Consider the following 11,383-nt stretch of genomic DNA (forward strand, 5'->3'; position numbering starts at 1 on the left):
GCATGACCGCGACGTAGCCGACCGCGAAGCCCACGGCGCCGGACTGGCGGCGGCTCCCCCACCCGGCCAGGCGGCACAGCGCGTACAGCGCCACCAGGAAGGCGACCACACCCGCCGCTCCCCCGACCTGTTGGGAGAGGCCGAGGTCCCAGAAATGGGAGACCCAGCCCATCGCGAAGCCGGAGAGCACCCCCACGGCCAGGCCCGCGACGAGCAGGACCGCGAAGGAGAGCACGGTCACCGCCGACGACAGGAACGGGGGCGGTCCGCCCCGCGGTGCCGGGGGCGTCTCGGGGTTCTCGGGAGTCTCAGGAGTGGTCACGGAAGACGAGGGTAGGTGCTCCCGGGCGGGAAGGTGGCACGATCCCCGGCACTCCGCCGCTTCACAGTCCGGCGAACAGGTCCGTCTCGTAGCCGTCCGCACCGGCCCTGGGGGGCGGCCCCATCAGCAGGGTGAAGTGCTCGACGGCGTCGATCTCCTGAGCGATGTCGTTGGACAGCGCGAACCGTTCCCCGTCCACGGTGATCTGGGTGGCGTGCGCCCGCATGGCCAGCGCCTTGGCCGCCCAGTGGTCGGAGGCGTCGATCCGTGTGGTCACGATCGCGTCGGGGGTGCCCCGGGCGATGTCCGACACCTGCTTGGGCGGGGTGAACGGTCCCGCCTCCTCGTTGAGCCGCGCGATGGACGCCTCGATACGGGACACCGGCTGGGCGATCGCGTACAGCTTGCCGACCTGCCACGGGGTGCCGGGCATGGCCCGCTCGTTGGCCTTGGCGCAGGCGCGGCGGGTGACCCGGTGGGCCTGGACGTGGTCCGGGTGACCGTAGCCGCCGTGTTCGTCGTAGCTGACCAGCACGTGCGGGCGGACCTCGCGGATGACCTCGGCCAGACGGCGGGCCGCCTCCTCGACGTCGGCGCCCCAGAAGGCCTTCGGGTGGTCGTTGGTGGGGCCGCCCATCATCCCGGAGTCCCGGTAGTGGCCGGGGCCGCCGAGGAAGCGGTGGTCGCGCACGCCCAGGGCCAGGCAGGCCTTGTCGAGCTCCCCGATCCGGTACTCGCCCAAGGTGTCCTCGCGGTCCGCGGTCAGGTGGGCCAGACCGGCGGGGATGACCTCGCCCTCCTCGCCCAGCGTGCAGGTCACCAGGGTGACCCCGGCCCCCTCGGCCGCGTACTTCGCCAGCGTGGCACCGGTGACGATGCTCTCGTCGTCCGGGTGCGCGTGCACCATCATCAGTCGCCTGTCCATCACGGAGCGAACAATACCGGGCGGATGCGTGCTTCTCCTCCCAAACGCCACTGTGGGGCCGAAGGTGGCGGACCTCGCACGACGGGTGCGGGTGCGGGAACGACCGGGCCGTGCCATGGGACACAATCGGCGTATGAGCTTTCCTCGCCAACAGGCCAGAACCCAGCGCTTCACGATCGGGGTCCCGCGCGCGTTCCAGATCTCCCCGGACGGGGAACGCGTCACCTTCCTGCGCGGACGCGACGGTACCGACCGGGCGACCTGCCTGTGGTCGTACTCCGTGGAGACCGGGACCGTGTCACTGCTCGCCGACCCCCGGGAACTCGGCGCCGACGACGAGAACCTCCCCCCGGAGGAGCGGGCCCGCCGCGAGCGGATGCGCGAGCACGGCGGCGGCATCGTGTCGTACACGGTGGACGACGCCTTCACGCGCGCGGTGTTCACGCTGTCCGGCCGGGTGTTCTACGTCGACCTCGTCGGGGACGACGCCGCCCCGCGTGAGCTCCCGGTGGCCAGCCCGGCCGTCGACCCCCGGATCGCCCCCGCGGGTGACCGGGTGGCCTACGTGCACCAGGGCGCGGTCCGCGTGGTCGACATCGCCGACGACGGCGACCCGGACCGGGACCGCGTCCTCGTGGAGCCGGACGGCGAGCACGTCACCTGGGGTCTGGCCGACCTCGTCTCCGCCGAGGAGATGAGCCGGGTGCGCGGCTTCTGGTGGTCCCCGGACGGGCACTCGCTGGCGGTCAGCCGGGTGGACGAGGCCGAGGTGAACCGCTGGTTCGTCGGCGACCCGAACCAGCCCGGCCAGGAGCCGCAGCCGCTCCGGTACCCGGCGGCCGGAACCGCCAACCCGGACGTGCGGCTGGCGGTGCTCGCGGTGCCGTCCGCGACCGCGTACCGACGGGACGGGCTCCCCGAGCCCACGCCGATCGAGTGGGACCGTGAGGCGCTGCCGTACCTGCCCACCGTGGGGTGGACCACCGGACCGGACGGCAACCCCGTGCTGGTGTTCACCGCGCAGAGCCGTGACCAGCGCACCCTCACCCTGTTCAGCTCCGACCCCGCCACCGGTCTGGTCTCGGCCGTCCGCACCGAGAGCGACGACGTGTGGGTGGAGATCATGCCGGGTGTGCCGGCGTTCACCGCCTCCGGTGAGCTGGTGTGGATCGGCCGCGACGGCACCCGGGGCGAGCGCCGGGTGTACGTGGGCGAGGGCGCGGTCAGCGCCGACGGCGTGTACGTGCGCGGCGTGGTGGACGTGGACGGCGACCGCGTGCTCTTCACCGGTTCCCCCGACGGGCGTCCCGGTGACGTGTCGCTGTGGCTGGCCGACACCCGGCTGGGCACATGCGCACCGCTGGAGCTGCCGGGCGGTTCCGACGACGGGCACGGCGGGGTGCGCTCCGGCAGGCTGCGCGGCGACACCCTCGTGGTGCAGCACCGTTCGATGGACTTCACCGGGGTGCGGACCCTGGTGGTGCGCGACGCCAGCCGCGAGACGCGCCGCTCCCACGGTGAGATCGAGAGCCTCGCCGAGACCCCCGACCTGCCGGACGTGCGCGTGCACACCTGGTTGGCCGGGGAGCGCGGGATCCCCACCGCGCTGGTCCTGCCGTCCTGGTACCGCGAGGGCGAGGAGCCGCTGCCGGTGCTGGTCGCCCCGTACGGCGGCCCGCACGCCCAGCGGGTGCTCAACGCCCGCGGCGCGTTCCTGGCCTCGCAGTGGTTCGCGGAGCAGGGCTTCGCCGTCCTCATCGCGGACGGTCGCGGCACCCCCGGGTTGGGGCTGGACTACGAGCAGGCGGTCCACCACGACCTCGCCGAGCCGGTCCTGGAGGACCAGGTGACGGCGCTGGCGGAGGCGGCGGAGCGGTTCGACTGCCTGGACACGACCCGGGTGGGCATCCACGGGTGGTCGTTCGGCGGGTACCTGGCGGCGCTGGCCGTGCTGCGCCGCCCGGACGTGTTCCACGCGGCCGTGGCGGGCGCCCCGGTGATCGACTGGGCCCTGTACGACACGCACTACACCGAGAGGTACCTGGGCACACCGCAGGAGCAGGCGGAGGTGTACGCGAGGACGTCGCTGATGGCGGACGCCGCCAAGCTGGAGCGGCCGCTGATGCTGGTCCACGGGCTGATCGACGACAACGTGGTGTTCGCGCACACGCAGAGGATGTCCGAGGCGCTGCTGGCCGCGGGCCGGCCGCACACGGTGCTGCCGCTCGCGGGCGTGACCCACAGCCCGGCGGACCCGGTGACGGCGGAGAACCTGCTGCTGTTGCAGGTGGACTTCCTGAAGCAGAACCTGAAGGGCGCGTAGGCCCGGGTCACGGCCCCGGTCTCGTACCTCCCTCGGGGAGGTACGAGACCGGGGCCGTGGCGATGTCGGGTGCGGGGACCTCGGTGCCCACGGGGTCGTTGGAGTGGACGTCGTGGTCGTCCGACAAGCGAACAGCGACAATACACGGGCCCGGTCGGGTTCACCGTCCGTCCGGGGCCCGCGCGGCGGGGAGGGCTGCCCTGACGGTCGGAGTGGCCATGGGATGCGCCCGGCCGCCCAGCCCTGCGAAGGAGTCTCCACCACGCACATGGACGGTGGGGTCAGTCTCGGATCGTCGTGGTCTGGTTCCCCCAGGACTCGGCGGGGGTGGGGGAAGTGCTCATCGAAGGACCATGACGGGACGGGAACGGGGTGAAGGGGCAGCCGGAACGAGTCGGCCCGGTTCCGGTGGTGCCGGTGTTCGGGGGAAGGCTCGCAGGGGACGGCCTCGGGGTCAGGTGCGGGCACGGTGGATCGGGCGAAGGAGTGACCTAGGGGTGTTCCGGGAGGATCTCGGACTCCTCGGGGATGGTGATCTGCACCGGCTGGTCGAAGCGGAGGCAGTCCGTCTGGTGGGTCAGGGTCAGGGGCTCGCCCGAGTCGGTCCCGAACCCCTCCCCTGGCAGGCCCAACAGTAGAAATCGCACTGGATACCCCTCCTCGGAGATCCAGAGGTCGAAGTCCGACTTCACTGGTTCGGTGTGCGTCGTGCGTTGGAAGGTGTGGACGATCGTCCCGGAGTAGTGATGGCCGCCGCGCTCGCCGGAATCCTCACCCGACAGTTCAACGGGGACGTACTCGTCGTCGACAGTGCTGGGTCCTTCGTAGACGACGGGGTCCTCCGCCGTAAGGACGCCCTCCAGGGAGTGGACCAGAGCCTCCCACTCCGCCCGGGGCTCGCCCCGCCGCTCCGCGTTCGGCCCCGGGTCGAGGTAGTAGACACGCTCGATACCCTCGGTCGTCGCACCCGGAACGTCGCTGAAGTGCACGAAGTCGTCCAAATCCGACCCCAGGGCGAGCAGCCCGCCTCCGACGGGACCCAGGTAGCTGGCCCGGGTCATCGCCGGTCGGGGGTCTTCTGAGTAGAGATAGTGGAACGGAGTGAAGTCCCCGCCGCTGTTGGCGTAGGCGTAGTCGAAGGTCGTGAAGCTGGACGCGCCCAGGGCGAGTTCCACCGCCTCGGCCACCACCGCTTCGATGTCCTCGGGGTTCTCGGCAACAGCCGGGCCGCTCCGTTCCTCCTCGTCCGCGCCCCCGGTAGTACCGTCGGCAGCCGTGATGCCGGGCCCCTCCGGCTCCGTCCCCGGGCGAACCACGACCCAGCCGCCGAAGAGGGCGATCACCAGCACGGCGGCGCTCCCGGCGAGCAGGGCGGGCCTGCCTGTGCGACCCGCTCTGCGGGGTTCGGGGACGGTCACCCCGGCCCACTCGGCCGCCAGGAGCGCGGACACCGCCGTGGCCGGGTCCTCCCCCGTGGTGAGTTCCCGAAGAACGTCCAGTGCGGTGGGGCGTTGTTCGGGCTTTTCCGCCAGGGCCCGCCGAACGAGGGGGGGCCAGGTGCGACGGCATGGAACCGATCTCCGGTTCGCCGGTGGTCTCTCCGGAGGGCTCCCAACCGGTGGCCGCGAACCGGACCAGCGACCCCCAGGCGTACACGTCGGCGTGTCCGGTGACCTTCTCGGGGTCGGCGGAACGCTGCTCGGGGGCGGACCAACGCGGCGAGGAGATCTGTTGGCCGGTGGCGCGCGCGATCCCGAGGTCCACCACTCGGGGACCCGCCGGAGACATGATCACCCTGCTCGGGTCCAGGGCGAGGTGGAGCGCTCCGACGGCATGTCCCGCCGCAAGGGCCTCAGCGAGTCCAGCGGCGAGAGCGGTGAGCATGCCACCGGTCAGCGGGCCGTGCTCGGCCACGTGCGCGGCGAGGGTGTGCCCGGGGATGTACGAGGAGACCAGCCACGGTTCGGTGACCCGGGCGTCCGCGCTCCGATGTGCGGCGGTGCAAAGGGAGCGCACCCGGGCCAGGCGGTTGAACTCCGCCTCCAGCCGGGCGCGAGCCCCCGGGGTGCCGGCCAGCGGGGCGGGAACCACGCGGATCACGGAGGCTGAGCCAGTGTCATCCACCCCGAGCAGGGCCGTGCCCGCTGCGTCCCGGGTGATCCGACCGATCACACGGAGACTCCCGACCACGGCGGGGTCACCCTTGGCCGGCCGCCTCACCCCCGGCGGTAGGAGGTCTTTGTCGAGGGACGGTGTGGCGACGGTGGGACCAGGAGGTGGGTTCATGGGGGATGTTTTTCCGGTCGGGGGAGGGAGCCAGGAGGGCGGGACCAGTATGGGTCCGGAAGGTCTGACGCGGTCGGCGCGGGGGTGGTTCGTTCCGTCACCCTCGGTTTCCGGCAGGCGCGGGAGCCCCGGCTGAGGGGGTTCCCGATGCGGGTCTAGCCTGGGGGTATGCGCTCGTACACCCCGCTGCTGGCCCTGCTGGCCGACCTGCTCTGCGTGCTCGTGTTCGTCGTGGTGGGCAAGACCGACCACGCGACCGGCCTGGGCCCGGCCGACGTCGCCGCGACCGCGTGGCCGTTCCTGGCCGCTCTGGCCCTCGGGTGGGTCGTCACCCTGGCTTGGCGCTCCGCTGGCCGGATCTGGCCGACCGGGGTCCTGGTGTGGGCGGTGACCGTCGTGGGCGCCATGCCGTTGCGCCTGCTCAGCGGCGAGGGGGCTCCCCTGTCCTTCGTGCTGGTGACCTCGCTGTTCCTGGCCGCGACCATGCTCGGCTGGCGCGCCTTGGCCCTCCTGGTGTCCCGGAGGAAGCGACAGACGTCGGTCTGAGGGGGAAGACTGGAGGCGTACGCCCGCCTCCCGCACCCTCCAGGAGCCCTCCATGGCCGATCCCGTCACCGCCACCATCGTCGCCGCCCTCGCCGCCGCCTCGGCCACCAAACTCGGTGAGGGTCTCGGGGAGGGCGTGGTCACGACCTTCAAGTCCTTCTACCAGGCCGTCACCAAGCGGTTCCGTTCCGAGCCGGACGCCCAGGAGGCGCTGGACGACCTCCGGTTGGAGCAGTCCGACACCAAGGCCGTGGAGACCGTCTCCGTGCACCTGGAGCGGGCCGCGCGTGAGGACCAGGAGATCGGGCGGCTCCTGGCGCAGCTCCGCTCGGACGTAGCCGGGATCAACCAGGAGGGCGAGGGCTCGGTCGTCAACCAGATCCACGGTGACGTGAGCGGGTCGGCCAGGGTGATCCAGGGCCGCGACTTCCACGGGGGCATCCACCTGTAGGGGCGCGAGCGTCCACCGTGACCGGCTCGGGTGGCCGTGGGCGGTTCGTAAGCTGGAGGCAATGAACGAGCACCCCGCCACCGAGGCCACCACCGTGATCCCCGTCGAGCAGTCCTCCGGGGAGGACGAGGCGCGGGAGGTGGGCGTGGGCCCCTGGGAGGGCCCCTGGCCCGAGGGCGACCACTACGACCCGGAACTGCTGGCCAACGGCGACCGGCGCAACGTGGTGGACCAGTACCGCTACTGGCGGCGCGAGGCGATCGTGGCCGACCTCGACACGGTGCGGCACGAGTTCCACGTGGCGGTGGAGAACTGGTCGCACGACTTCAACATCGGTTCGGTGGTGCGCACCGCCAACGCCTTCGGCTGCGCGGCCGTGCACATCGTCGGCAAGCGGCGCTGGAACCGCCGGGGGGCGATGGTGACCGACCGGTACCAGCACGTCCACCACCACCCGGACACGGAGTCGCTGGTGGCCTGGGCGGCAGATCACGACCTCGTGCTGGTCGGGGTGGACAACCTGCCCGGCGCGGTCCCCCTGGAGACCCACCCGCTGCCCCGCAACGCCGTGCTGGTGTTCGGGCAGGAGGGCCCGGGTCTGTCCGAGGAGGTCCGCGAGGTGTGTGCGGCCGTGCTGTCGATCGCCCAGTTCGGGTCGACCCGCTCCATCAACGCCGGCGCGGCCGCCGCCGTGGCCATGCACGCCTGGGTGCGGGCGCACGTGTTCGACCAGCGGGTGACCGACCGCGCGACCACCCCACGTTCGTGATTTTCTTGTGATCTAGCATGTGCGGATCGCCCCCTACCAGGAAGTAGCCAGGATGAGTCCGATCGTCACCTCCACCGCCCGACCCGCCACCATCGACGACGTGCCCGGGGTGGCCCGGGTGCTCAGCCGCTCGCTGCACGACGATCCCCTCTTCCGCTGGTTGTTCCCCGACGACGAGCAGCGGATGGCCAAGGTCCGTCGGTTCTTCGCTCTGACCACCGGGTTCGGCTACGTCCCGGCGGGCGACACCCGGGTCACCGAGATCGCCGAGGAACCCGGAGCCGCACCGGTCACCCGCGCCGCCGCGCTGTGGGCCCTGCCCACCAGCAACCCCGAGGGCCCCATGGTGTCGGTGCGCACCTGGCCGCACTGGGGCCCGCTCATCGGCCGCGCGCGGCTCGCCGCCTTCGTCCGGATCTTCGCCGAGTGGAAGATGTCCGCTCCCCAGGAGCCCCACCTGTACCTGGCCGCGCTGGGCGTGGACCCGAGTTCGGCGGGCACGGGGCTGGCTGGCGGGTTGCTCACGGCCGGGCTTGACCAGGCCGACTCCCAGGGGCTGCCGGTCTTCACCCAGACCCTCAACGACAAGAGCGTCGGCTTCTACGAGCACTTCGGTTTCCGGTGCGTGCACGAGGTCCCCCACGAGGGCGTCGGCACCAGCTACTTCCTGCTCCGACCCGCTTCCTGACCGTGCGGCGACGTCTGTGGGACCCTTCCCGGAAAACGGCCCACCCGTGATGTTTCCGTGATCTAGCATGGGCGGTGACGACCCCGGAAGAGGGAGACTGCGCAGATGACCCCGAAGGCCGCCACGGTCGAGTCGGTCCGCACCGCCACCATCAACGACGTCCCCGGGGTGGCCCGGGTCCTGAGCCGGGCCTTCCACAACGACCCCTTCTTCCGCTGGCTCTTCCCGGACGACAACCGCCGGATGGCCCAGAGCGCCCGGGCCTTCGCGCTGATCGCCGGGTTCGGGAGCATCCCGGACGGCCACACCACGGTGTACGAGGTCAAGGAGGACCGGGGCCACCCCCCGGTGGTGCGCGGGGCCGCCCTGTGGACCCCGCCGGAGGCGTCCGGTGAACGGCTGCCCGTGGTGCTGCGCTCACTGCCGCACTGGCTCGCGCTGGTCGGTCTGGCCCGCGTGCCGGAGATCGTCCGGTACCTGGGCGAACTCAGGGCCTCGGCGCCCGAGGAGGCGCACTGGTACCTGTCGGTGCTCGGCACCGCCCCCGTGGCGCGCGGGACCGGTGTGGGTTCACGACTGCTGCGGGCGGGCCTGACCCAGGCCGACGCGGACGGGGTCCCGGTCTACCTGGAGACCATGAACTCGGCCAACATCGGCTACTACGAGAAGTACGACTTCCGGGTGATCCGCGCGATCAACGACCCGTCGTTCCCCTCCACCTACTGCATGCTCCGTCCCTCCGTCTGAGCCCCCGGTCGAGTGACCCGCCGTCCGAGCACCCCGGCCCTTCGCGGTGTCGGTCGGGGGTTCTGTGACCGGCGCACCGTCCTCCTGGCAGCTTCCCGCAGTCCTCGTGGCCTCTTGGCCTCATGGCGGCTCGGCTCCCCGGCCCTCCCAGCGGTGGTGGGCCAACGCGAACGGGCCGCACCCCGAGGGGTACGGCCCGTCCGGCGAGAAGGGGTCGGACTAGCCGACGCCCTTGCTGAGCGAACCCAGCAGGTCGCGGTTGAGCTGCGAGATCGTGTCCAGCGGAATGCCCTTGGGGCAGACCGCCGCGCACTCACCGATGTTGGTGCAGCCGCCGAAGTCCTCGTGGTCGTGCTGGTTGATCATCTTCACCACGCGCGAGGCCCGCTCCGGCTGCCCCTGCGGGAGCATGCCGAGGTGGGTGACCTTCGCGGCGGTGAACAGCATGCCGGAGGCGTTCGGGCAGGCCGCCACGCAGGCGCCGCAGCCGATGCAGGTCGCGGCGTCGAACGCGCGGTCGGCGTCCGGCTTCGGGATCGGGTTGGCGTGGGCGTCCGGCGCGGTACCCGTGGGGGCGCTGATGAAGCCGCCCGCCTGGATGATGCGGTCGAACGACCCGCGGTCCACGACCAGGTCCTTCACGACCGGGAAGGCCTTGGCCCGCCACGGCTCCACCGTGATGGTGTCGCCGTCGTTGAAGCTGCGCATGTGCAGCTGGCAGGTGGTGGTGACCTCCGGGCCGTGGGCCTCGCCGTCGATCACGACGCCACAGGCACCACAGATGCCCTCACGGCAGTCGTGGTCGAAGGCGACCGGGTCCTCGTTCTCGAGAGTGAGCTTCTCGTTGAGGACGTCGAGCATCTCCAGGAAGGACATGTCCGGCGAGACGTCCGTGAGCTTGTACGTGACCATCCGGCCTTCGTCGTCACGGCCCTTCTGGCGCCAAACGCGCAGGGTGATGTTCACTTGTAGCTCCGCTGCTTCATCTCGACGTACTCGTACTCCAGGGCTTCCTTGTGGAGCACGGGCTTGCTGTCAACGCCACCGAACTCCCACGCGGCGACGTAGGCGAACTCGTCGTCGTGGCGCAGGGCCTCGCCGTCCTCGGTCTGGCTCTCGGCGCGGAAGTGGCCGCCGCAGGACTCGCGGCGGTGCAGGGCGTCGATGCACATGAGCTCGCCCAGCTCCAGGAAGTCGGCCACGCGGTTGGCCTTCTCCAGAGCCTGGTTGAGCTCCTCGTTCGTGCCCAGCACCTTGACGTCGCGCCAGAACTCGGCGCGCAGCTCACGGATGAGCTCGATCGCCTTGCGCAGGCCCTCCTCGTTGCGCTCCATGCCGCAGTAGTCCCACATGATGTGGCCGAGCTCCTTGTGGAAGGAGTCGACGGTGCGGGAACCGTTGATGGAGAGCAGCTTGTCGATGCGGGAGGTGACCTCCTCCTTCGCCTTGACGGCGTCGGGGTGGCTCTCGTCCAGCTTCTCGAACGGGCCCGCGGCCAGGTAGTCGTTGATGGTGTTCGGCAGGACGAAGTAGCCGTCCGCCAGACCCTGCATCAGCGCGCTGGCACCCAGGCGGTTGGCACCGTGGTCGGAGAAGTTGGCCTCACCGGTCACGAACAGGCCCGGGATGCTGCTCTGGAGGTCGTAGTCGACCCACAGACCACCCATGGTGTAGTGCACCGCCGGGTAGATGCGCATCGGAACCTCGTACGGGTTCTCGCCGGTGATGCGCTGGTACATGTCGAACAGGTTGCCGTACTTGGCCTCGACAGCGTCCCTGCCCAGACGGGCGATCGCGTCGGCGAAGTCCAGGTAGACGCCCAGACCGCCGGGACCGACGCCGCGGCCCTCGTCGCAGACGTTCTTGGCGGCGCGGGACGCGATGTCACGCGGCACCAGGTTGCCGAACGCCGGGTAGATGCGCTCCAGGTAGTAGTCGCGCTCGTCCTCGGGGATCTGGCGCGGGTCCCGGGCGTCGCCGCCCTCCTTGGGCACCCAGATCCGGCCGTCGTTGCGCAGCGACTCGCTCATCAGGGTCAGCTTGGACTGGTAGTCGCCGCTGACCGGGATGCAGGTCGGGTGGATCTGCGTGTAGCAGGGGTTCGCGAAGTGCGCGCCCTTGCGGTGGGCACGCCACGCGGCGGTGACGTTCGAGCCCATGGCGTTGGTCGACAGGAAGAACACGTTGCCGTAGCCGCCGGTGGCCAGGACCACGGCGTCGGCGAAGTGCGTCTCGATCTCGCCGGTGACCATGTCGCGGGCGATGATGCCGCGCGCCTTGCCGTCCGCGACGATGACCTCGAGCATCTCGTGGCGGGGGGTCATCT

Annotated in this window: 10 protein-coding genes and 1 pseudogene; 6 read left to right on the forward strand and 5 right to left on the reverse strand. The window is 71.2% G+C overall.

Annotated features, from left to right (window positions below; genetic code table 11):
* Window positions 1-322 (reverse strand): annotated as a pseudogene (locus D452_RS0100295) (hypothetical protein); the annotation flags it as partial.
* A 61-nt stretch (window positions 323-383) separates the two neighbouring features.
* A complete protein-coding gene (gene mshB / locus D452_RS0100300) occupies window positions 384-1,250 on the reverse strand; it encodes an N-acetyl-1-D-myo-inositol-2-amino-2-deoxy-alpha-D-glucopyranoside deacetylase (protein WP_193374195.1) in 867 nt (288 codons plus the stop codon).
* Window positions 1,251-1,380: 130 nt separating this feature from the next.
* Between mshB and D452_RS0100305 the strand changes: the two genes are divergently transcribed.
* Window positions 1,381-3,570, forward strand: a complete 2,190-nt coding sequence (locus tag D452_RS0100305; protein ID WP_017542187.1) for a S9 family peptidase — start codon at window positions 1,381-1,383, stop codon at window positions 3,568-3,570.
* Window positions 3,571-4,061: 491 nt separating this feature from the next.
* Here the strand turns inward: D452_RS0100305 and D452_RS29170 are convergent, their stop codons facing one another.
* The gene (locus tag D452_RS29170; RefSeq protein WP_017542189.1) at window positions 4,062-5,021 is read right to left on the reverse strand and encodes a hypothetical protein; all 960 of its coding nucleotides are present in this window, start codon (window positions 5,019-5,021) and stop codon (window positions 4,062-4,064) included.
* 1,003 nt (window positions 5,022-6,024) lie between these two features.
* Here D452_RS29170 and D452_RS0100320 point away from each other — a divergent pair.
* The 5 genes from D452_RS0100320 to D452_RS0100340 all read left to right on the forward strand — a co-directional run bounded on the left by D452_RS0100320 (window position 6,025) and on the right by D452_RS0100340 (window position 9,057).
* Window positions 6,025-6,402 (forward strand): DUF3054 domain-containing protein, encoded by a 378-nt coding sequence (locus D452_RS0100320; RefSeq protein WP_017542190.1) that lies wholly within the window; start codon window positions 6,025-6,027, stop codon window positions 6,400-6,402.
* 52 nt (window positions 6,403-6,454) lie between these two features.
* Window positions 6,455-6,853, forward strand: coding sequence for a hypothetical protein (locus D452_RS0100325; protein WP_017542191.1), 399 nt, complete (start codon window positions 6,455-6,457; stop codon window positions 6,851-6,853).
* A 61-nt stretch (window positions 6,854-6,914) separates the two neighbouring features.
* Window positions 6,915-7,622, forward strand: coding sequence for a TrmH family RNA methyltransferase (locus tag D452_RS0100330; RefSeq protein WP_017542192.1), 708 nt, complete (start codon window positions 6,915-6,917; stop codon window positions 7,620-7,622).
* A 52-nt stretch (window positions 7,623-7,674) separates the two neighbouring features.
* Window positions 7,675-8,310 (forward strand): GNAT family N-acetyltransferase, encoded by a 636-nt coding sequence (locus tag D452_RS0100335; protein ID WP_017542193.1) that lies wholly within the window; start codon window positions 7,675-7,677, stop codon window positions 8,308-8,310.
* A gap of 105 nt (window positions 8,311-8,415) precedes the next feature.
* Window positions 8,416-9,057 (forward strand): GNAT family N-acetyltransferase, encoded by a 642-nt coding sequence (locus D452_RS0100340; RefSeq protein WP_017542194.1) that lies wholly within the window; start codon window positions 8,416-8,418, stop codon window positions 9,055-9,057.
* A gap of 219 nt (window positions 9,058-9,276) precedes the next feature.
* On the opposite strand, the gene D452_RS0100345 is transcribed toward D452_RS0100340, so the two are convergent.
* Both D452_RS0100345 and sdhA read right to left on the reverse strand, forming a co-directional pair.
* Window positions 9,277-10,023: a succinate dehydrogenase/fumarate reductase iron-sulfur subunit gene (locus D452_RS0100345; protein ID WP_017542195.1), complete on the reverse strand. Its 747-nt coding sequence runs from the start codon at window positions 10,021-10,023 to the stop codon at window positions 9,277-9,279.
* On the reverse strand, window positions 10,020-11,383 hold a 1,364-nt coding region (gene sdhA / locus D452_RS0100350; RefSeq protein WP_017542196.1), incomplete at its 5' end, for a succinate dehydrogenase (quinone) flavoprotein subunit. The genes sdhA and D452_RS0100345, both read right to left, overlap by 4 nt.

The organism is Nocardiopsis prasina DSM 43845 (assembly GCF_000341265.1).
Classification (GTDB): Bacteria; Actinomycetota; Actinomycetes; order Streptosporangiales; family Streptosporangiaceae; genus Nocardiopsis; species Nocardiopsis prasina.

Bases quoted from the DNA above. Each gene is read 5' to 3' on its own strand.
- D452_RS0100305 (WP_017542187.1), top strand. From the start codon at position 1,381: ATGAGCTTTCCTCGCCAACAGGCCAGAACCCAGCGCTTCACGATCGGG.
- D452_RS0100320 (WP_017542190.1), top strand. From the start codon at position 6,025: ATGCGCTCGTACACCCCGCTGCTGGCCCTGCTGGCCGACCTGCTCTGC.
- D452_RS0100325 (WP_017542191.1), top strand. From the start codon at position 6,455: ATGGCCGATCCCGTCACCGCCACCATCGTCGCCGCCCTCGCCGCCGCC.
- D452_RS0100330 (WP_017542192.1), top strand. From the start codon at position 6,915: ATGAACGAGCACCCCGCCACCGAGGCCACCACCGTGATCCCCGTCGAG.
- D452_RS0100335 (WP_017542193.1), top strand. From the start codon at position 7,675: ATGAGTCCGATCGTCACCTCCACCGCCCGACCCGCCACCATCGACGAC.
- D452_RS0100340 (WP_017542194.1), top strand. From the start codon at position 8,416: ATGACCCCGAAGGCCGCCACGGTCGAGTCGGTCCGCACCGCCACCATC.